The sequence below is a fragment of the Mesorhizobium sp. genome, from assembly GCF_024509055.1.
Taxonomy (GTDB): domain Bacteria; phylum Pseudomonadota; class Alphaproteobacteria; order Rhizobiales; family Rhizobiaceae; genus Mesorhizobium.
The window spans coordinates 1-19,738 of the sequence record NZ_JANINM010000365.1 but is presented as its reverse complement, the minus strand read 5'-3'; the positions used below and the strand labels follow the sequence as shown (position 1 = coordinate 19,738).

The 19,738-nt window shown below is 64.0% G+C and carries 19 protein-coding genes; 3 read left to right on the top strand and 16 right to left on the bottom strand.

Features of this window, described 5'->3' with window-relative positions; genetic code table 11:
• Nucleotides 1-25: 25 nt before the first annotated feature.
• The 6 genes from Q0L57_RS15980 to Q0L57_RS15955 form a co-directional block, all read right to left on the bottom strand.
• Nucleotides 26-883, bottom strand: a complete 858-nt coding sequence (locus Q0L57_RS15980) for a carbohydrate ABC transporter permease (RefSeq protein ID WP_296744120.1) — start codon at nt 881-883, stop codon at nt 26-28.
• Complete coding sequence (locus tag Q0L57_RS15975; RefSeq protein WP_296744119.1) at nt 883-1,803, bottom strand: carbohydrate ABC transporter permease; 921 nt, start codon at nt 1,801-1,803, stop codon at nt 883-885. Before Q0L57_RS15975 ends, Q0L57_RS15980 begins: the two co-directional genes overlap by 1 nt.
• A 215-nt stretch (nt 1,804-2,018) precedes the next feature.
• Nucleotides 2,019-3,266, bottom strand: a complete 1,248-nt coding sequence (locus tag Q0L57_RS15970) for a sugar ABC transporter substrate-binding protein (protein WP_296744128.1) — start codon at nt 3,264-3,266, stop codon at nt 2,019-2,021.
• An 83-nt stretch (nt 3,267-3,349) separates the two neighbouring features.
• On the bottom strand, nt 3,350-4,396 hold the full coding sequence (locus Q0L57_RS15965) for a LacI family DNA-binding transcriptional regulator (RefSeq protein WP_296744118.1): 1,047 nt from the start codon (nt 4,394-4,396) through the stop codon (nt 3,350-3,352).
• A gap of 281 nt (nt 4,397-4,677) precedes the next feature.
• Nucleotides 4,678-5,535, bottom strand: coding sequence for an alpha/beta hydrolase (locus Q0L57_RS15960; RefSeq protein ID WP_296744117.1), 858 nt, complete (start codon nt 5,533-5,535; stop codon nt 4,678-4,680).
• A 16-nt stretch (nt 5,536-5,551) separates the two neighbouring features.
• The gene (locus Q0L57_RS15955; protein WP_296744116.1) at nt 5,552-6,469 is read right to left on the bottom strand and encodes an Lpg1974 family pore-forming outer membrane protein; all 918 of its coding nucleotides are present in this window, start codon (nt 6,467-6,469) and stop codon (nt 5,552-5,554) included.
• Between the two features lie 169 nt (nt 6,470-6,638).
• On the opposite strand from Q0L57_RS15955, the gene Q0L57_RS15950 reads away from it, so the two are divergent.
• Nucleotides 6,639-7,832, top strand: a complete 1,194-nt coding sequence (locus Q0L57_RS15950; RefSeq protein WP_296744115.1) for a cytochrome P450 — start codon at nt 6,639-6,641, stop codon at nt 7,830-7,832.
• On the opposite strand, the gene Q0L57_RS15945 is transcribed toward Q0L57_RS15950, so the two are convergent.
• From Q0L57_RS15945 to Q0L57_RS15935, 3 genes are read right to left on the bottom strand one after another with little or no spacing between them, the layout of a single operon-like run.
• Nucleotides 7,821-8,654, bottom strand: a complete 834-nt coding sequence (locus Q0L57_RS15945) for a hypothetical protein (RefSeq protein ID WP_296744114.1) — start codon at nt 8,652-8,654, stop codon at nt 7,821-7,823. The two genes, Q0L57_RS15950 and Q0L57_RS15945, sit on opposite strands and share 12 nt — an antisense overlap.
• A gap of 12 nt (nt 8,655-8,666) precedes the next feature.
• On the bottom strand, nt 8,667-9,533 hold the full coding sequence (locus Q0L57_RS15940) for an alpha/beta fold hydrolase (protein ID WP_296744113.1): 867 nt from the start codon (nt 9,531-9,533) through the stop codon (nt 8,667-8,669).
• A complete protein-coding gene (locus Q0L57_RS15935; protein WP_296744112.1) occupies nt 9,533-9,964 on the bottom strand; it encodes a hypothetical protein in 432 nt (143 codons plus the stop codon). The genes Q0L57_RS15940 and Q0L57_RS15935 overlap by 1 nt, the downstream gene beginning before the upstream one ends.
• Nucleotides 9,965-10,243: 279 nt before the next feature.
• On the opposite strand from Q0L57_RS15935, the gene Q0L57_RS15930 reads away from it, so the two are divergent.
• A complete protein-coding gene (locus Q0L57_RS15930; protein WP_296744111.1) occupies nt 10,244-10,912 on the top strand; it encodes a DUF2278 family protein in 669 nt (222 codons plus the stop codon).
• A 68-nt stretch (nt 10,913-10,980) separates the two neighbouring features.
• Here the strand turns inward: Q0L57_RS15930 and Q0L57_RS15925 are convergent, their stop codons facing one another.
• The 5 genes from Q0L57_RS15925 to Q0L57_RS15905 all read right to left on the bottom strand — a co-directional run bounded on the left by Q0L57_RS15925 (nt 10,981) and on the right by Q0L57_RS15905 (nt 17,237).
• Entirely contained in the window at nt 10,981-11,847 is an 867-nt protein-coding gene (locus tag Q0L57_RS15925; protein WP_296744110.1) for a patatin-like phospholipase family protein, read from the bottom strand.
• Complete coding sequence (locus Q0L57_RS15920; protein WP_296744109.1) at nt 11,844-13,262, bottom strand: pitrilysin family protein; 1,419 nt, start codon at nt 13,260-13,262, stop codon at nt 11,844-11,846. Before Q0L57_RS15920 ends, Q0L57_RS15925 begins: the two co-directional genes overlap by 4 nt.
• A 2-nt stretch (nt 13,263-13,264) precedes the next feature.
• The gene (locus Q0L57_RS15915) at nt 13,265-14,623 is read right to left on the bottom strand and encodes a pitrilysin family protein (protein WP_296744108.1); all 1,359 of its coding nucleotides are present in this window, start codon (nt 14,621-14,623) and stop codon (nt 13,265-13,267) included.
• An 84-nt stretch (nt 14,624-14,707) separates the two neighbouring features.
• Nucleotides 14,708-15,262, bottom strand: a complete 555-nt coding sequence (gene rsmD, locus Q0L57_RS15910) for a 16S rRNA (guanine(966)-N(2))-methyltransferase RsmD (protein ID WP_296744107.1) — start codon at nt 15,260-15,262, stop codon at nt 14,708-14,710.
• Nucleotides 15,243-17,237 (bottom strand): pseudouridine synthase, encoded by a 1,995-nt coding sequence (locus tag Q0L57_RS15905; RefSeq protein WP_296744106.1) that lies wholly within the window; start codon nt 17,235-17,237, stop codon nt 15,243-15,245. The genes rsmD and Q0L57_RS15905 overlap by 20 nt, the downstream gene beginning before the upstream one ends.
• 175 nt (nt 17,238-17,412) lie before the next feature.
• On the opposite strand from Q0L57_RS15905, the gene Q0L57_RS15900 reads away from it, so the two are divergent.
• Entirely contained in the window at nt 17,413-17,865 is a 453-nt protein-coding gene (locus Q0L57_RS15900; protein WP_296744105.1) for a nucleoside deaminase, read from the top strand.
• A gap of 26 nt (nt 17,866-17,891) precedes the next feature.
• Here the strand turns inward: Q0L57_RS15900 and Q0L57_RS15895 are convergent, their stop codons facing one another.
• Together Q0L57_RS15895 and Q0L57_RS15890 are read right to left on the bottom strand one after the other, a co-directional pair.
• Nucleotides 17,892-18,566 (bottom strand): hypothetical protein, encoded by a 675-nt coding sequence (locus tag Q0L57_RS15895; protein ID WP_296744104.1) that lies wholly within the window; start codon nt 18,564-18,566, stop codon nt 17,892-17,894.
• 189 nt (nt 18,567-18,755) lie between these two features.
• On the bottom strand, nt 18,756-19,738 hold a 983-nt coding region (locus Q0L57_RS15890), incomplete at its 5' end, for a class I tRNA ligase family protein (RefSeq protein ID WP_296744103.1).

The following is a 19,738-nucleotide window of genomic DNA, read 5'->3' as shown; positions in this document are numbered from 1 at the left end:
TGTCGCTCCATTCGAATGCGCGAGATTATTTGACGGCCCCGGCCATCAGGCCGCGGATGTAGAAGCGCTGCAGCACCAGGAAGAGGATCAGGCAGGGCACCATCATCACGGTGACTCCCGCCTGCACCGCGCCCCAGTCGATGGCGCCAAAGCGGCCGGACTGGAGCGCCGTCATCATCACCGGCAACGTGAACTTGGACTGGTCGGTCATCAGCACGAGCGCCGCCAGGAACTCGTTCCAGGCGCCGAGGAAGGCGAACAGCGCGATGGTGACGACACCCGGCCAGACCAAAGGCAGCATCACCTTCACCAGCATGGTGACGTTGTTGGCGCCGTCCATGCGCGCGGCCTCCTCGATTTCGCGCGGCACGGCGTCGAAGGCGTTGCGCATCATGAAGATCGAGAACGGCAGCTGCAGCGTGACATAGACGCAGACCAACCCGGTCAACGTGTTGTGGAGGCCAAGCCAGGTCAGCACCAGGAAGATCGGCGTCAGGATCGACTGGAACGGGATCATGATCGTCGACAGGATGAGGACGAAGAAGAAATCCCTGAACGGAAAGCGGAAGCGCGAGAAGCCATAGCCGGCAAGCACGCTGACCAGCACTGACAGGAGCACCGTCATAAGCGAGACGTAGATGCTGTTTTGCGCCGAGGCCCAGAGACCGTCGCCGAAACTGTTCAGGGTCGCGTAGTTCTCCAGCGAAAAGCCGGTGGTCGGCCATGGCGGCAATGGCGGCTGGCGCGCCTCCTGCGCCGGCTTGAAGGTCGACAGCACGGTCCACACAATCGGCGCCAGGAACAGGACCGAGGCGATGATGCCGGTCGAATGCCTGGCGAAGCTGAAGGCCGCTTTGCGACTGTTGGACATCGCGCCGGTCATCAGTCGAGCCCCTCGGGCTTGCGCAGCAGCCATAGCTGGATGAGGCTTAGCGCCACCAGGATGGCGAGAAGCACCATGGAGAGCGCCGCGCCGTAGCCTAGCTTGAACGACACGAAGGACTGGTTGAAGATCCAGTAGACTGCGGTCAGCGTCTGGTTGCGCGGGCCGCCGCGCAGGATGATGTAGAACTGGTCGAAGGCAAGGACGGAGCCCGAAACCGACAGTATCAGCGCCAGCGCCAGGGTGCGGCGCATCAGCGGCAAGGTGATCGCCCTGAAGCGGGCGAAAGGCCCTGCCCCGTCGATGACGGCGGCCTCCTGCAGGTCCTGCGGGATCGATTGCAGGCCGGTCATCAGGATGATCATGGTGAAGCCGGCAACCTTCCAGACCACCATGGCGATGATCGACCAGAAGGCCGGCTGGAAGGTAGCCAGAAGGTTGACCTTCCTTTCGGTCAGGCCGAGGTCGAAGGCGGCCGGGCTGAACAGGCCGGAATCGACATTCAGGAGCCACGACCAGAGCAGGCTTGCCGAGGCAAAACCGACCACCGCCGGCATGAAGAAGGCCGTGCGGTAGAGGTTGTTGAGCGGGCGCGGCCTTTCGATGAAGATCGCCAGTGGAAAGGCGACGGCGAAAATCGCGATGGTGACCACCACCGTGTAGTAGCCGGTGAACCTGAGCGCGTTCCAAAACCTGGTGTCGCGCAGGATCGCGAAGTAGTTTTCGAGGCCGATGAAGGAATGCTGGCCCATCAGCGGCCAGTTGTGCAGCGACATCCATGCCGTCATGCCGAGGGGGATGACGAAGAAGACAACGACGAAGGCTACGGCCGGGGCAACGTAGAGCAGCCCCACCCATTGCCGCAGGCTGATGCTGGTGCGAGGTTTGGCGAGAGCGGAGGTAGCGGTGATGGCGGTCACGGTTTCACTCCCCCTTCTCCCCCTGTGGGAGAAGGCGGAGCGAACCTCGCGGCGCCTCAAGTTGGCGATGCTGGCGAGTAAGCTTTCTCAACGCGATAGTCCTACCGTCCCGGATGCAACGTCCGGCCGCCCGACCAGGGAGATTGTGCGGGCGGCCGGTCAGAGCCCTAGCGGTGAAACGTTGCGCCATCTCCACCGCCAACAAGCCCTGGTGTCTACTTGTTCGGCGCCTGGTCGATGATCGACTGCATGGTGTCCTGCGCGTTCTTGATGGCGCCGTCGACATCGTCGCCGAAGAACACTTCGTTGACCATCTGCGTCCACGGGCCGTTTGCGGAGTTGATCAGGTCGTTGAACACTACCGTATAGGGGGTCTTGCCCTTGGCCATCGCCTCGGCCGCCACCTGGTAGCGCGGGTCGAGATCCTTGAGCGCTTCCTTGGCGATGTCGTTGCGCACCGGCAGGCTGCCATATTTGGCGAGGATCGTCTGGCCTTCCAGCGAATAGGCGAAGTCGAGGAACTCCTTCACCACCTCGATCTTCTTGGTGCCCTTGGTGACGACGAAATTGTCGCCGCCCGCAAAGGACGACCAGCCGCCATCCTTGCCCGGCAGGAAGGTGATGCCATAGTCGATATCGGGATACTGGGTGTTGAGCGCGCCGATGGCGAAGGCGCCGGACGGCGTGATGCCGATCTTGCCGCCGGCAAAGGCGGCGAAGAAGTTGGCGCCGGTGTCGGTCTGCGCGCCCTCGGGCACGAGGCCCTTCTTCACCATGGAGCGGTAGAGGTCGATCGCGCCACGCAGCTGCGGGCTATCCAGCGTCGCCTTGGAGCCGTCCTCGGAGAGGATATCGCCGCCCGAGGCCCAGATCAGCGGCGTGAAGGTGAAGATGTTGCAGCCGCCGCAATTGCCGGAGAAGTAGAAGCCCTTGATGTCGCCGCCGAGCGCATTGACCTTCTCGGCATCGGCCTCGATCTCGGCCCAGTTGGCCGGGCCCTTTTCAGGGTCGAGCCCGGCCTGCTTGAACAGCTTCTTGTTCCAGATCAGCACCGAGGCGTCGGCCGAGAACGGCAGGCCGTAGATGTGGTCCTTGTAGGTGCCGGTCTTCACATGCGCCGGCGAGAGGCTGGCGAAATAGGGCAAGGATTTCGCCCAGTCGGTGATGTCCTCGAGCTGGCCGGCGGCGGCGAAGGAGGGCGTATAGATCAGGTCGAGCGAGAGCGCGTCGGGCGCGGTGCCGCCAGCGGCCGCAGCGCCGTATTTCGGGATGATCTCGGCATTGGGGATGATGTCGAGCTTGATCTGGTCCTTATGCGCCTTGTTGAAGGCATCGACGATGCGCGGCATGAAATTCGAGCCGTCGGCGCGCACCCAGATGTTGGCGGTCTCGGCGAACGCCGCCTGCAGGCCTCCCCCGATCACGGCGGCGGCAAGCGCCAGGCTGGCAAGCATGGTCTTCACGATCTTCCTCCTCATGGTTCTCCTCCCTGTTCGACCGCACTGCCCGGCGGGTTCGGGCAGCCAGGTCTTTTTGCTTTGACCACTCAACCGCCCGGTGGACGGCCGCATGACTGACGCACCACCAGCCGGCACGGCAGTTTCCGGATGCCCGGCGCGGCCTTCTGGCCGCCCACGAGCGAAAGCAGCGCGAGCCCGGCCTCGCGACCGAGCGTCGCCAGGTTCATGTCGACGGACGTGAGCGGCGGGCGCGTCGCCTCGGCCACGATTTCCCAATTGTCGAAGCCGATGACGCCGACATCGTCTGGCACGCGGATGCCGCGTTCGCGCAGCGCGTCGATGACGCCGCGGGCGATCTGGTCGTTGCCGCAGAAGATGGCGTCCGGCCACCCTTCCCTGCCCGCCTTGCCGAACAGCCTGCCGACCGCCTCGTGCCCCCAGGCTTCCGACCACGCGCCGAGCAGCGGCTCGCTGACGGCAAGGTTGTTCTCCTGAAGCACTGCGCGATAGGCGTCGGCGCGCGTGTGCACGACCTCGAAGCCGGCCGGGCCGGTGACATGCGCGATGCGACGGCGGCCCAGTCGGCAGAAATGCTCGACCGCAAGCCGCGCCCCGCCGGCGTCGTCGGAAACGAGGCCAACCGCACCGGGGTCGGGCTGGGTGAAGGCATAGACGACGGGCACGCGCAGATCGGAGAGATCGACCGGCAGATGGCGATCGATGCGCTTGCCGGTTGCGATGATGCCATCGACGCGCTTGTCGAGCATGGCCTCGACATGAAGCTGGCCGAGTCGCTGGTCGTCCTCGACATTGCAGAGGAAGACCGACACGCCATTGTCGACCAGCGCATCCGAAACGCCAGCCATGAGCGGCAGCGAGAAACGGCCGTAGGTATCGTTGGTAAGCAGCCCGACGGTGAAGCTGCGCCGTCTCAGCAGGCTCTGCGCCAGGCTGTTCGGCCTGAAGCCGAGCCGCTGCGCCACATCGCGGATACGCTCGCGGGTCTCGGCGGTCATGCGCCCCTGCCCGTTCAGCGCCTTTGAAGCAGTCGCCACACTGACGCCGGCCGCCGCCGCCACCTCCCGGAGGGTGACCGGCGTCTTGGCTGGGACTGTCGAGGCGTCGGAAGACATGTCGCGCGGCGAATCCTTAGCTGGGAAAAGGTTTTCTCAAACTTTCCTGCGAAGTGACGATTGGTGAGGTCCGCGCACGCAGGTCGATTTGGGAAAAGGTTTTCTCACACCGAGATTAAGATGAAGATGGATACAAATGCAAGGGGGGATCACGAGTTCAGGCGGCTAACCCGGCGCAACGCGGCTTCGCAAAGCGGCTCGACGTTGTCCTTCGCATACGACCCTGACGGGCCCCCCGCGCACCCACTGCAAGTGCGCCGCGCCAAGCTTTCACCCGCGACCTACCCCATAACGCGAAAACTAGATGGCGGTCGCGACACCCAGTTTTCGATCTCGCGGGTGACGAAACCGGCAGCCTGGTGATGGATGAAGTGGCCGGCACCGGGCAGCGATATCAGGGACGTGATGTTGTCAACTTCACGGAAGGTGTCGTCGAAGGCGCTGGCCGGGACATAGGGATCGTGGGTTCCGAATATCGCCAGCGTCGGCGCCTTGATCAAAGGCAATTGACCGATATCCGGCACCCTGCCCAGTGGGATGTTGGCCCGGTAGTAACCGAGCATCGCCTCCGGATCGGAACGGCGGAGCGACGCTTCGAGCGCCTGCCTGTCGGCCTCATCGGCGACCCATGAGGCAAGTTCGTCCGGCGCCGGCAAGGCGGCCACGCCGGCCTCCTGGAACAGACGCATATAGGCGAAGTAACCGGCATTGGCCGGATCGGCTAACGCGCGAAGATAGTTTCGAGGGTGTGGCGTCGACAGGACAACCAGATGGCGCACCGCTTGCGGTACGCGCATGGCCAGCCACCACGCGATCAGACCTCCCCAGTCGTGGCCAACGACCGAAGCTTGCGAAACTTGTTCCGCCACAAGCACTGCCACCACGTCCTCGACCAGATGCGGCAGCATCAGATAGTGGGCATGCCCTTGCGGCGCATCGCTTTGCCCGAAGCCGCGCAGATCCGGCGCCAGCACCCGGAAGCTGCCACACAGGGCTTCGATCTGGTTGCGCCAACCGAGACCATGGTCGGGAAAACCGTGCAGAAAAACGATCGGCGGGCCGGAGCCCGCCGCGATGTAGTGCAGTTTGACGTTCCCGTTCGACGCGAAGCGGGATTCGAAAACTGCCCCCGAACTCACTTTCCGCCAGCCGCCGTCACATCTTCATTTCGATGCGTATGAACGGGCCGTCGAAAGTCTGGTTCTTCTGGTTCGCGTTTACGATCAGGTTGTGCCACTGCTCGATCTTGTAACCCGCCGTAAAGGTGGTGTTCGTGACCGGCGTCCAGCTCAGTCCGGCCGAAGCTTCGACATTGGAAACCGTCTCGCTAGCGTGCTGACTATTATTCTCGCTCTCTCGGAAGTTGGGATTCGTGGTCGCGAGAGTCACTGAAGTATAGTCTTCACGGCGGCCCCACATGACGGAGCCTGCAACCGAGCCACTCAATCCCCAAGTTTCGCCAATGGGATAATAGGCTTCGGCGCCGACACGCGGACCGACGCCCCAAAATTCGGAGTTGCCGAGTTTGTCGAAGGTTTCGCCCTCGGCAGTTGGATTGGTAGGGGTAAAGCTTGTGGAAAAATCCGAAAACGTTTGATCGGCGTGCAGGAGACGCAGACCGCCAAAAAAACGGATGTCTGCCGACTGCACCTTGACGCGCTTGCCCACATCGAAATCGAATGTCTGAAAGTTGAAGCCGTGACTGATCGAAGCACTATTCGTCCCAGTATTCCCGGTGAAGCTGCCGCCCTCTGACCAATCCCTTCCGGTATGAAAGGCTCCAGCGAGGCGCCAATCCAAATCCGGAGAAATCTGCTTGGTCAACGAAACGGCCCCGTTGAAACCAGCCTTGCTGTTCCCGAGCTTGTCGGGCGTACGTCCGATCTTGTCGCCGTCATGGAGTTCGTTTCGAAAGAAGGAGCCTTCGAAAGCGATCTTGATGCGCGAATCGATGACCGTCTGATCTGGCGCCTGCCCATCCGTGGCATGCGCGGCGACAACGCCGGTCGATGTCACCGTGGCGGCCGAGGCCGCGACAGTCGCCAATAACTTACCCGATACTTGAGCCCGCATGCCAATTCCCACCCAGATTCTTGCCCGCGCCAATATTGCAGGAACTGACATAACGTCATATTGCCGGGAGGCAGCGTCGGCAACTTTGCCGTGCGAGTGTAACTTCTTTGCCACAGTCGCCAAAAGCGTAATGGGTAGAGATGGTTAGACGACAGCGGACAGGAACATCGTGGACAATCCGTCACATATCGAAGGCGTTCTCAACAGTCTCGCCTACTCGCTTTTTGCCCGGAGCGGACTGGCGGGCGCGGCCGCTGAAGTCGGCAATCTCGTCGTCTTCGACCACCCCGACGCCGTCGACCGGATCGCCAAGGCCCCTGCCCTGTTCCGCAAGAACTTTTCATTGATCTCGGCCCTCGGCTTCAGCCGCTTCAACACCAATGACGAGGAATGGGCCACCAGGCGTGCGATCACGCAGGACCGCTATCTCGCGGCGGCCAAGCCTGCTCATAAGCAAGGCGTGTCTGAGATCTTCAGCGCCCGTCTTGCAGGTTGCGAAACCTCGCTCGCCGGCATTCAGCAGGCGCTCTTCACCGGCGCCATGGATGTCTTCTATCGGGCGTTCGGGCTGGTCGCGGAGGCTCCGCCGACTGCAGCGCTGCTCGACCGGGTGCGCGATGTGCTGCGACGCTTGCAGTATTTCTCCTGGGTCACGCCAACCAATGACGAACGCAACAGCGCCATCGACGATGCGCGCGCGATCATTGCGGATTTCGGTTCGCAACTGATGGCAGACCCTCGGGCGGCGGCAGAAATGGCACGCTTCGCCGAGAAGGCAGGCGATATCGATGGCTTTTCGCCAATCGAAGAGTTCGTGATGAACCTCTTCGCTGGCGTCGAGACGACCGTGACGACGGTGCTTTGGGTGATCGACCGGCTCGGCGCGAATCAGAAGGTGCAGGAACGCATCCACGACGAGGTGGCTGGTGCGAAGGCCGAAACGCCGTTCACCGACTGCTTCATCAACGAAACAATGCGCTATTTCCCGCCCATACCGTTCCTGACTCGCGAGGTGAGCAACGATACGATTCTCGACGGCAGGGCGTTGCGGGCCGGACAGCTTATCATGCTGTCTGTCGTCGGCGTGCACCAGCATCCCGAATTCTGGGCAGACCCGAGGACCTTCGACGCAAGCCGCAAGGAGTTCATCGACAACAGTTACGATCGGCGCGCGTTCATCCCATTCCTGACGGGACCGCGGATGTGCGGAGGCGCGCGGCTCGGCCGCCTCGAAGTGGAGCAAGCCGTTCGAGCCGTGGTGCGGCAGTTCGCGTTCGCCCGCACCGACGACATCATCCGCTTCGACTATGCGCTGGCGCTGCGTCCCGCGAGTGGCATGTCCGTCACGGTCTCACGGCGCTGACGGGCGTTCGTTCATTTCGTCCGGTATGTCGCGCCACAGCTCCCGGATCAAGCCCCCGAATTGCCTCGCGATGATCGTCTTCACGGCGACATCATTTCGATAACGGCTGCCCGTGGCGGCGGCGCTTGTCTCGAGTTCGAGCGTAGGGAACCAGTTGCGCATAGTCGTGCGCGCATTTTCGTATGGACTGGCGACGAAATCCTCGCAGGCCACGCAGGCAACCCTTCGTGGATCGATGGTCGCCAAGTAACTCCGCCAACTGGCGCCACGGCTGGCGATATGGAGCACCATATCGCGGACGGCTTTCTCGCTTATGGTGTTCAGTGTCGGAATTCCAGGCAGCACCCCATCACTGTCGAACGGTTGCCCCGTATAGAGCACAGAAAGCAAGCTCACGGTCTGTTCCACCTTGTTCCGCCTGAACAGGAAAACGTAGAAGGAATTGGCATCGTCGGGGCCGATTGAGCGATTGGCGAAGTCCAGGTTCTGGTGGAAGAGCTTCGCCGCAAACACTCCGCCGACCGACCGTTTTGCCAGGAGATGGCGACCATAGTCGGCTGCCTCACGGTCGAGCCTTTCTCGGCTGATAGTCCCATCGGACGACCAGCGCTGCATTAGCGGTAGGGCATATTGCCACTGGAAATATTCGGTCGGTATACCCAGTCCGATTTGCTGCAAGACCTGACAATAGGTGTGCCCGGCAGTCCGCGGCGTCGTGCAGACCAAGATCTTGGCCGGATTTCTAGCCGGCCCGTCACGATCCAAGGCGGACGACAGCACTTTGCTGTACAAGTCGTCGAAACACATTTCCGAACCCGCCACGACCGGCTCCGTTCAAACGGCGGAGAGAAAGCCAAGCACCAGAAACGCCTGATCGGGCGTCATCAGCGACGGCGGATTGCCGGCGTCAGTGGTTTGGACGACGCACAGATCGGGTCGGGCACGACGGGTTCGTTCCAAGGCGCTCTCCTCGATCAACTCGCCCTCACGGCCGTACATGAGCAGAATCCTGGCGTCGAGCTTGGCCATCATGGGAAACAGATCATACTCTCGACCTGTCATGGCCTCGAAATTGCCGGTCGTGGCAGGGTCGTAGGCAAGCCGAAAGCCACCCGGGGTCGAGGCAATCCTGTTCTCGATGAAACTGTCGAAAGTCCCCTGTTCGACCTGCCCCATGCGAGAGTTTGCGGCACGCAGATGGTCCCTCGCCGCCGCGCTCGTCTGGAAAGTGAGCTTGCTTTCCTGGATGACCGCGTCCCTCAACGCGTCGACCTTCGGCCCGCCAATCAGCGGAACGTCATTGAGAACTATCCGATCGACGCGGCTCCGGTTCGCGTAGAGGAATAGGGTCAGGATCAGTCCGCCCCATGAGGTACCGATGAAATGGTTCTCCTTGCCGGCAAACTGACCGAGTGCGTGCAAGCACCTGGAATAGAGATTGGTGTCATATCCCCCACCAAGGTAGGCGCTGCGACCTCGCCCGAGCAGGTCCGGGCAAACAACCAGATAGCCGTTACGGCAGAGGAACGCCGCCAGATAATCGAAATCGGCGCCGTTGCCCGTAAAGCCGTGGAGGCAGAAGACACTGCCACGCGGCGTGCCGGCCGGCTGCCAGATGCGCACGAACATCGAGGCATAGCGGTCGCCAAGACGGATCAGGATTTCCTGGGTAAGCGCCTCGGGGGACGCGGCCCGATCCATCACGCGTCCCGCTTGCGCACGGCGCGCTTCATGGCGCCGCGAGCGTCGATGAAATCGCGCTTCCAGTAGACCGACTTGTCGAGATTGAGCAGTTTTGCCTCCTTGATCAGCGGCAGGATGTGCGAGGACGAGCGCGTCGCCATCACCGTCGTGGCAATGGCGGTGCCGCCTGGATCAGGATTGAGCGGGCCTTTGTTCGCGACCCATGTCTCGGCAATCTCCCGGCTGGTCACGACCCAGCCGACGTAAGCGACGATCGCGTCGTCGATTGAACCAATCAGATGTGTCTGCTGCTCGATCTGGTAGCGCAGGGACTTCACCATCTGCCCGAACTCGTAACCGTCGAAAGGCGGATAGTGCGCGATGAAATTGCACACCAGCCCGAGCGAAACAGGGTTGAAGGGAACGCGGGTAAAAAGAAGCTTGCTCATGCTGTCTCGGGTTCTTCGATGGCGCGCGAGATTAGAGCAATTCCGCCAAGAGTGTGAACGGTTTTCCGTCGGGAACCACATCGAAACAAGGAGATAGATGCGACGGCCGGTGTGCGCGCAAGCGGGATGGGCGGCCGGAGCCGATTGGCAGGGAGCGAAACCACCGAGGAACCCATTGCCTGCGCTCTCAGGGCATGGGACGATACAGGGACCGTGGCCCGAAGACCCGGGCGACCACGAGCTCTCGGTTGGAATGTCTTAAGCCCGAGGTATCCACCCATGTCCCTCAGCTACGGTTTCGCCAAGGTCAGAATCAGCGGCGCTCCGGTGCTCAAATCGAAGCCGGCCGGACGCGAGATGCAGTACCATCTGCATGTCCCGCTGGATGTCGGCGGCGCGACCTGGGACGCGGCGATAAATGTCGGGACGGACGATTCCGACGATCTTCTGCAATACAAGCTGGTGTTCGATTTCCAGCACCCGCTCATCGAAACCCTGGCGAGCATGCCGGCGGGCAAGAACGAGCTGACCGGCAGGCAATCGCTTCCCGCCCTGGATTTCATGCGCTCCGACATCCTCGCGGGCACGGGCGGCTGGAGGCTGAGCGATCCCATGGACGGCAGCCTGCATCCGGAGCCTGTGGCATCGATGAACCGTCTGCTGCAGCAGGCGGCGCAGGCGGGATGGGATGTCTATGTCTTCGGGCGCTTCTATTCCGAGGGCGACGGCATCCATGACACGCATATGAATCAGGGTTCGAAGGGCGGGCAGTTCGCGCACCGGCAAGGCGACGACCGCAACGACCACAACGATGTCTGGCAGGACGGCGCCGTGCTGTTTGCAACATCGAGCGAAAAATGGGCCGGCTATTTCGCGGCGTTCGAACACCAGTTCCTGCCGACGGACGATCTCGGCAACCCTACGGCGGACAGCAAGCCGGTGGACTGAGCCGGCACGTTGGGGACAGATCGGCCTCGCGCGCAAAGCGCCGCGCCTGCGATCCGATCTTCCCGGAATCAGACCGTCTTCTTGCCGCGCTTGCCGTTCAAGCCCTCGACCGCCTTCTCGATGGCGCGTTTCAGCTCGTCCTTGACCTCGACCGTCTCAGACATCAGCGGCTCGATCTTGAGGAAATCGAGCACTCGGTATTTCGAAACCGCCGGTCGGATCAGGATATCGGGCGGATGCTGCCTGAGCTTGTTGGCGATGATCGACTGCATCATCAGCTGCGTGGCGCCGTACATCAGGTCGACCGTGGTCGGATGCTTGCGCTCGACCTCGCTCGGCGCCCCAACCACGTCGATGGCGATGATGATGTCGGCATCTTTCTCGATGAGGTCGAAGGGCACGGGATTGTAGATGCCGCCGTCGATCAGCACGCGATCGTCGCGCGTCACCGGACGGAAAACCGCCGGGATGGCGGCGGAAGCGGCAAGCGCCGAATGCAGCTCACCTTCGGAGAAGACCGCGAGCTTGTGGCCGAAATAGTCGGTCGCCGTCACCTTCAGCGGTATCTTCAGCTCTTCGAATGTCTCGGGGATGGCCTCGGGCAAGAAGGCCTTGAGGATGCGCTCGATGTTGAACTGGCTGACGCGGATGCCGCCCTGCATGGCTTCGGCGATCGTGCCTGGCCGCGACCGCCACATGCGCGAGGCCACCTCGGCGCGGCTGCCGAGGATCGAACGGGCATAGCCGCCGATCTCGGCGCCGGTCATGCCCGAGGCCATGCCAGCGCCCATGATGGCGCCGATGGAGGAGCCGGCGATCGCCACCGGCCTGATGCCGAGCTCGTCCAGCGCCTCGATGGCGTGGATATGGGCAAGCCCGCGCGCGCCGCCGCCGCCGAAGGCCACGCCGAAGGTGGGGCCGGCGGCCGGGCTCATCCCTTGCCGCCCCCCGCGGGCTGGGCAAGCGGCGGGCCGACAATCATGATGGCGGGCTCGGCGGAGAGGAGCCTCTTCGCGGCGGCCTTTACCTGGTCAAGCGTCACCGCGTCGATGATGGCGGCGCGGCGCTTGACATAGTCGATGCCCAGATCGTCCACCTGCAGCTCGACCAGTGTGGCGGCGATGGAACCGGAAGAATCCAGGTTGCTGATGGCATAGGCGCCGGTCAGGTATCTTTTCGTCGCCGCCAGTTCCTCCTCGGTCGGGCCGTTCTCGGCCATGTCCTTCACCACCTGGCGCACGATCGAAAGTGTCTCGGCGGCGCGATCGGAGCGCGTCGCCGTCGTCACCAGCAACGCATGGGAATGCTCGTGGTCGACGAGGTCGGAGCTGACGCCATAGGCGAGGCCGCGTTTCTCGCGCACCTCCTCGAAAAGCCGCGAGGTGAAGGTCGAGCCGCCGAGGATCTGGTTCATCAGCACGGCGGCGAAGAAATCCGGATCGCTGCGCTTCACGCCCGGCCAGGCGAACTGCAGCGATGTCTGCGGCAGGTCGTAATTCACCTCCAGCTGCTGGCCGAGCTTCGGCGTGACGTCGGCCACCGGAGCGAGCGTCTGCTTTTGCGGCAGGTCGCCGAACACCTCGTCCAGCTTGGCGCTCAGCGTGGCGGCGTCGATGTCGCCCACCACCGCGACATGCAGGCCGCCGCGGGCGAAATTCGCCCTGTGGAAGGCCCTGAGGTCTTCCGGCGTGATCGTGGCGAGGCTCTCCTTGGTGCCTTCGTCCGGGCGGGCGTAAGGATGCTCGCCATAGATCGCGCGCAGCCAACGCTTCTGGGCGACCGAGTTCGGGTCGCGCTCGTTGGCAAGGATGCCGGAAAGCAACTGGGAACGGATGCGGTCGATCGGCTCCTGGTCGAAACGCGGACTGTTCACCGCCAGCTTGAGCAGGCCAAAGGCCTCGTCCTTCTCGTTGGACAGCATGCGCATTGAGCCATAGGTGCCGTCGCGCGCCGGCTCGAAGCTCATCTCGGCCCCGGCATCGTCGAGCTTCTGCTGGAAGGCATCGCTGTCGAGGTTCGCGGCGCCCTCGTCGAACAGACTGCTCATCAGATTGACCAGCCCTTCCTTGCCGGCCGGGTCCTGCGCGGTGCCGCCGTCAAAGACGAAGCGGATGGCGACCAGCGGTATCGAATGATCCTCCACCAGCCAGGCGGTGACGCCCTTCTTCGACTTGACCTCCTGGATGTTGACCTCTGCACGGGCAAGCGCCGGCAGGAGCAGGAAGAACAGGGCGAAGCAGAGCGTGGCAAAGGCGCGGTAGAGCTTGCCGCCTTCACTCGCGGCTGGATCGGCGCGTTGCGCCAAGACGGTCGAATGGCGGTGGACGGGGGGCGCGGAAACCAGGCTCATCGTCAATTCCCCGCCTGTTGTTGCGGCAACAGATAGCCGGTGGTCGAATGGTCGAGGACCAGATAGCGGGTAGCGACGGCCTTGACCTGGTCGGCGGTGACCTTGCGGATGCGGTCGGGCCATTCCTGGACGTCCTTGACGTTGCCGCCCGTGGCAAGCGTCGAGCCATAGATGTTGGCCATGTCGTCCTGCTTGTCGCGGGCAAAGATCATCGAGCGGACGTAGCGGTTCTTCGCCCGCTCCAGCTCGTCGTCGGTCACGCCTTCCTTCGCGATGCGCACGATCTCGGCGTCGACCGCCGCCTCCACATCGGCGAGCTTGGCATCGCCGCGCGGCGAGCCGTAGACGGTGAAGTTGGTGGCATCGAGCATGGTGCCCTGGAAATAGGCTCCTGCATCGGCGGCGATGCCCTGCTTGACCACCAGCTGCTGGTAGAGCCGGCTGCGGTTGCCGCCGCCCAGGATCTCCGCCAGGAGGTCGAGCGCCTCGGCCTCGCCGTCCCTGGCCGTGTGATAGGACGGCACAACCCATTGCGTCGAAAAGCTCGGCACCGAGACGCGCGCGTCGGTGAGCGTCACCGTGCGCTTGGTGTTTTGCTCGGGCTCGACCGGGCGGATGCGCGGGCGCAGGTCCGGCCCCCGCGCCACCTTGCCGAAGGTCCGTTCGGCCATGGCCTTGACCGCGTCGGGGTCGACGTCGCCCACCACCACGACCACGGCGTTGTTCGGCCGGTAGTAGCTATCGTAGAAGGCCTTGGCGTCGGGGCGGTTCAGTTGTTTCATCTCCTGCATCCAGCCGATCACAGGGATGCGATAGGGCTGGTTCTGCCACAACGTCGCGCTGACTTCCTCTTCAAGCACCGCCTGGGGATTGCTGTCGATGCGCGAGCGGCGCTCCTCCAGGATCACGTCACGCTCGGTCTTGATGACATCGTCGGTGAGGATCAGGTTGCGCATGCGGTCGGCCTCGAAGCCCATCATCTGCTCGAGCGCCGAGGGCGGCACAGTCTCGTGGAAGGCGGTGTAGTCATAGGAGGTGAAGGCGTTGTTCGAGCCGCCTATGTCGGACACGGCGCGGTCGAACTCGCCGGCGGCGTGGTTGGTGGTGGCCTTGAACATCAGATGCTCGAAGAAATGAGCGATGCCGGATTTGCCGGGCGGCTCGTCCGCGCTGCCGATCTTGTACCAGACCATGTGGGTGACGATGGGGGCGCGGTGGTCCGGGATGACGACCAGCTCCAGGCCGTTGTCGAGCAGGAAATCCTTGACCTCGGCTTCGTCCGCAGCGCGCACCGGAGCCGCCACAAACGCCAAAGTGCCGGCAAGGATTGCAGCGCGCAGCCGTTTTGCCGTCAATGCCATCAAATTCTCCGGTTCCGGTTGCGCGACGATAGGCAAGCTGTGCCGACGAGGCAAAGTGAATTGTTCGGCATTTTCGAGGCGGCCTCAGCCAACCTCGATAAACCGGATGACGGTCTCGCCGTAACCGCGCTCATCCACCACGGAAAAGCCCTCGCCGGGTGAGAACGGCGCCGACGCGGCTTCCTCGACCACGCAGAGCGCGCCGGGCAACAGCCAGCCACCGGCCTTTGCCGAGTGCAGCGCACGCTCGCCCAGTCCCTTGCCGTAGGGCGGGTCGGCGAAGACCAGGCCAAAGGCCGAGAGCGTGCCGGCTTCGCCCAGATGCGTGGCGTCGCGGCGGAAGATCTTGGTGCGGCCGGTTAGCCCGAAGGCCTCGACATTGTCGCGGATCAGGCCACGTCCTTCCGCCGATTCCTCGATGAAGACGCAGTAGGAAGCGCCACGCGACAGCGCCTCCAGTCCGAGCGCGCCGGTGCCGGCGAAGAGATCGAGCACGCGGCCGCCCTCGAGCTTTTCGGCGTGGCGATGCGCCAGGACGTTGAACACCGCCTCACGGGTGCGGTCGGTGGTCGGACGGATGGCGTTCGAACGGGGCGTCGCCAGCGGACGCCCGCGAAACTCACCGCCGACGATCCGCATTGCCACCCCTCGGCTTCGGGCCACGCGGCTTGTCGCCGCCACCTTCCGGACGCTCGCCCCTCGGCTTGCCGAACGGCTTTGCACCTGGCTTGCCCTGCAGCTTGCCGCCCGCCTTGAACGACGCCTTGCGCGCCTTGGCCTCGGCGGCCCTGGCTGCGTCGGCTTCCGCCCTGCCCTTGCCGATCGGGCGCGCGCCCGGCGCCATCCAGACATTGGCCTTGCGCTGCCCGGGCGGATCGATCGGCCGCTGCTCGCGCTCGCCCTTCTTTCCACCTGGCTTGGCCGCGAAGCCGCGCGGCTTATCACCGAAGCTCCGCTCCGGTTTCGCACCGCGCTCACCAAACGCCCTGTCGGGCTTGGTCGTGAGCTTGCCCAGCGCCTCGTCGCGGCTGCCTTCGCGGCGCTTGCGGGCCTTGATCAGCCCACCCTCGCCGATCGGCCGGCGATCGCCTTCGCGCGTCGCCTTCGGCCGATCCGTTTCCTCGCGTCGCGGCTCGGTGCGCCGCACCGGCTTGTTTGAAAACGGCTTGGCGATCTCGGCGTCGAAATTGGCGCCGGCCTCCTCGATCAGCCGTTCGCCGAGTTGGTCGCGCAGCACTCGGCCCTTGATCTCCAGCACATGGCCCTCGGGAAGATCCTCGAGTTGGAACGGTCCGTAGGAAATGCGGATCAGCCGCGTCACTTCGAGGCCAAGCGCGCCGAGGATGTTCTTCACCTCCCGGTTCTTGCCTTCGCGCAGTCCGATCGTCAGCCAGGCATTGGTGCCCTGCTCGCGATCGAGCGATGCCTCGATCGCGCCGTAGAACACGCCGTCGACCGCGATGCCTTCGCGCAGGCCGGCCAGCGCGCTCTCCTCGACCTTGCCGTGGACACGCACGCGATAGCGCCTCAGCCAGCCGGTGGCCGGCAGTTCCAGCACCCGCGACAGCCCGCCATCATTGGTGAGCAGCAGCAGGCCCTCGGTGTTGATGTCGAGGCGACCGATGGTCATCAGCCTGGGAAGGTCCGCCGGCAGCACGTCGAAGACGGTCTTGCGGCCTTCAGGATCACGGTTGGTGGTGACCACGCCCGCCGGCTTGTGGAACAGGAACAGCCGCGTGCGCTCGATCGGCGGGATCTCGGTGCCGTCGAGATGGATGACGTCGTCGGCCATGACATTGAAGGCGGGCGATTCCAGTACCTTGCCGTTGACCTTGACGCGACCGGCCGCGATCAGCTCCTCGGCGTCGCGGCGCGAGGCGATGCCTGCGCGAGCGAGCCGCTTGGCGATGCGCTCGCCGGCCTCGGGTTCAGCGTCCGCTGGACGTGGGCGCGGCTTGAAGCCGCCTTCCGGCTTTCCACGGTCGCGTGGCGATCGATCGCTGAAGTCGCGCTTCGGCCTTTCGGCGAAGTCACGCTTGGGGCGATCGGCGAAGTCACGCCTGGGACCATCAAAACGCTTTTCGCCGCGTTCGCCATCGGCCGCACGGTCGCCGCGCGGCGTGTAGGGCTTGCGGTCCCGATTCTCGAAGGGCTTGCCTTCGCGCGGCGGGCCTTTGCGGAACGGCCTTTCGCTGCGTTGGGCTCCCTCGCCCGTCGCCATTTCACGTGGCTTGTAGCTGCGCTTGAAGCCGCGGCCCTGGCCGTCGGCATCGCGGCGCCCGCCGTCGGCTGCCATCGGCCGGTCGCCGCGCGGCGTGTAGGACTTGCGCGATCCCTCGCGCTTCTCGAAAGGCTTGCCTTCACGCGGCGGTCCCTTGCGGAACGGCTTCTCGCCACGCTCGGCGCCTTCCTCGCGCGGCTTGTAGCTGCGCTTGAAGTCGCGCGCCGGTCGTTCGCCTTCCGCGGCCATCGGCCGCTCGCGCTTCACGTATGGCTTCTTGGCGCCGAAGGAGCGCTTGTTGCCGCCCTCAACGGCGTTGCTGTCGCGGCCGGCTCCCGGCCCGCTTTTGCCAGGGCCTTTGCGGCGCGGCGGTTTGTTGTCGTTGTCGTCCATATGGTCTTTGCTCGTTTGCGCTACGGCGCCGCGCATCCGTTCGGACGCGCAAGGCACTGTAGGACTTTGATTTGGTGCATGATTCCTGTCCGAAAACCGATTCCGATTTCCGGGGTCATGCGCTAGATAACAGGATCACCCCCCGGTGGCGAGGAGTAATCGGAATGGAAACCGCGTGAAGCGGCCGGATTTCATGGCCCTGGCGCTCGAAGAGGCCGCGGCGGCTGCAAGGCGCGGCGAAGTGCCGGTCGGCGCGGTCATCGCCAGTGGCAGCACCGTGGTGGCCAGAGCGGGCAATCGCACGCGTGAGCTCGCCGACCCGACCGCGCATGCCGAGATGTTGGCGATCCGCGAGGCATGCGCCAGGCTCGCCAGCGAGCGCCTGACTGGCCAAGACCTCTACGTGACGCTGGAGCCCTGCGCCATGTGCGCCGGCGCCATCTCTTTTGCCAGGCTGCGGAGGCTCTATTTCGGCGCCGCCGACGAGAAAGGCGGCGCGGTGATCAATGGCGTGCGCTTCTTTGCCTCGCCCACCTGTCACCATACACCCGATGTCTATCCGGGGCTGGGCGAGAGCGAAGCCGCTCTCATCCTCAAGGATTTCTTCCGCGAGAAACGCGAAGCGTAGGACTTTCGCCCTTACGGGCGCGGCGGTTACAGGCCGAGCCAGTCGAACCAGCCGCCCTTCTTGCCTTCCGCCTGCGCCTTGAGGCGGCGCTCCTTCTTGTACTCGTCCTCGCCGAGCTCGTTCTGCGGCGCCGTCGTGGCGGCCTGGCGATAGGCCAGCGGCGGCTCGCTCAGATATTTGCGGACGGTCGGGTCGCCCTGCTTCTGCTCGGCAAGCCGGCGCTGGATCTCGGCCTTGCGGGCGGCGTTGGAGTCATCCGGCGACCAGCGTGGCGGATGGTTGGAAGCCGAATCCGCCAAGGCCTTCTTCACCGCCTCGGGATCGGTCTGAACGTCGTCCACCATCTCAGGCTGATAGTTCGGATCGTTCTGGTGCGCGGTGGCGTCCGCACGGATGCGCGCGCGGCGCGCCTCGGGCGATTCGGGCCAGTCGGCGCTCGCGGTCTCGATGCTCTGCTGCGGCGGCGGCAGATTTTCCTTCTGGCCTGGGCCTGGCTTCACCAGGTCCGGGCGCGGCTTGTAGTCGATCGCTTCGCGATGCTTGGGCGTGATGGAGGCGGCGCCGGAGACATCGTCAAAGAGCTGGGCGGCAGCAGTCTTGTCGGTTCCGTATGTGGGCGAGCTCATGCAGCCTGACATCGCCACGGCCGATGCCACAAGCGGCGCCAGCAGCGCGGCGCGCGCAAACGTTCTTTCGGTCATGCCAAAAAGTCCCACTCTAACAGCCTTTCGGTCCCACCAGCCTAAGGCGCGACCCCCAATGTCCCGCACTTGCGACGGAAATCCGGCGACAATTTGTCTGCCGGAGTGTCGCGTGTTTACCTCAACCACTTATTAAGGGCAACGCACGGGCGGCCTCATCCCGCCCGGCGTGGCATTTATGCACTGGGTCTAAAGCCGACCAAGCGCCTTCAACTCATGCAGCACCGCCGCGTCGCGAGCCGAAACGTCCGGGAATTCCGGATCCTGGCCGACATCGGCGGTGTAGCGCCAGGAACGCGCGCATTTGACGAGACCGCGATCCTCGGCCTTCTCGACCACCACCGCCACGCCCTTGACGTCGTCCAGCGTGAAGGCGCCATCGGGCGCCTTGCCGTGCCTGATGACGAGATCGCTGGTGATCGCCATCTCGGCCATGTCGACATCGGCGATCGCAGCTTCAAGCGCTGCATCGTCGATGGTGACCACCGGCACGGCTTCTAGCGAGGAGCCGATCAGCTTCTCGGCGCGCGCGATCTCGAGCGCGCCGGTGACGACGCGGCGCACCTGCCGGACCTCACGCCACTTTTCGGCCAATGCCTCGTTGCGCCAGTTTTCCGGAATCGCCGGGAACTGGTCGAGATGCACCGAGACGGCGCCGGGATGACGGTCGAGCCAAGCCTCTTCCGTGGTGAAGGGCAGCATCGGCGCCAGCCACTTCACCAGGCATTCGAAGAGATGGCGCACCACCTGGACGGCGGCCCTGCGGCGCAGGCTCGAAGGGCCGTCGCAGTAAAGCGCGTCCTTGCGGATGTCGAAGTAGAAGGCCGACAGCTCGACAACCATGAAGTCGAGCAGCGCGCGGGTGATGCGCTTGAACTCGAAGGCGTCGTAGCCCTGGCGCACCACCTCGTCGAGCTCGGACAGCCGGTGCAGCATCAGCCGCTCCAGTTCCGGCATCGCTTCCAGCGGCACGGTCTCGCCGTCGTCATGCGCAAGCGTACCCAGCATCCAGCGGATGGTGTTCCTGAGCTTGCGGTAGGCGTCGATATTGGTCTGCAGCACATTCTTGCCGAGGCGCTGGTCTTCCCAATAGTCGGTCGTCACCACCCAAAGCCGTAGGATATCGGCGCCGGACTGCTTGATGACGTCCTGCGGCACGACGGTGTTGCCGA

What these genes read in the sequence shown, in the direction of transcription:
- Q0L57_RS15905 (WP_296744106.1), bottom strand. Translation starts at nt 17,237, where the DNA reads ATGGACGACAACGACAACAAACCGCCGCGCCGCAAAGGCCCTGGCAAA.
- Q0L57_RS15920 (WP_296744109.1), bottom strand. Translation starts at nt 13,262, where the DNA reads ATGAGCCTGGTTTCCGCGCCCCCCGTCCACCGCCATTCGACCGTCTTG.
- Q0L57_RS15895 (WP_296744104.1), bottom strand. Translation starts at nt 18,566, where the DNA reads ATGACCGAAAGAACGTTTGCGCGCGCCGCGCTGCTGGCGCCGCTTGTG.
- Q0L57_RS15935 (WP_296744112.1), bottom strand. Translation starts at nt 9,964, where the DNA reads ATGAGCAAGCTTCTTTTTACCCGCGTTCCCTTCAACCCTGTTTCGCTC.
- Q0L57_RS15940 (WP_296744113.1), bottom strand. Translation starts at nt 9,533, where the DNA reads ATGGATCGGGCCGCGTCCCCCGAGGCGCTTACCCAGGAAATCCTGATC.
- Q0L57_RS15915 (WP_296744108.1), bottom strand. Translation starts at nt 14,623, where the DNA reads ATGGCATTGACGGCAAAACGGCTGCGCGCTGCAATCCTTGCCGGCACT.
- Q0L57_RS15965 (WP_296744118.1), bottom strand. Translation starts at nt 4,396, where the DNA reads ATGTCTTCCGACGCCTCGACAGTCCCAGCCAAGACGCCGGTCACCCTC.
- Q0L57_RS15930 (WP_296744111.1), top strand. Translation starts at nt 10,244, where the DNA reads ATGTCCCTCAGCTACGGTTTCGCCAAGGTCAGAATCAGCGGCGCTCCG.
- Q0L57_RS15980 (WP_296744120.1), bottom strand. Translation starts at nt 883, where the DNA reads ATGACCGGCGCGATGTCCAACAGTCGCAAAGCGGCCTTCAGCTTCGCC.
- Q0L57_RS15925 (WP_296744110.1), bottom strand. Translation starts at nt 11,847, where the DNA reads ATGAGCCCGGCCGCCGGCCCCACCTTCGGCGTGGCCTTCGGCGGCGGC.
- Q0L57_RS15955 (WP_296744116.1), bottom strand. Translation starts at nt 6,469, where the DNA reads ATGCGGGCTCAAGTATCGGGTAAGTTATTGGCGACTGTCGCGGCCTCG.
- rsmD (WP_296744107.1), bottom strand. Translation starts at nt 15,262, where the DNA reads ATGCGGATCGTCGGCGGTGAGTTTCGCGGGCGTCCGCTGGCGACGCCC.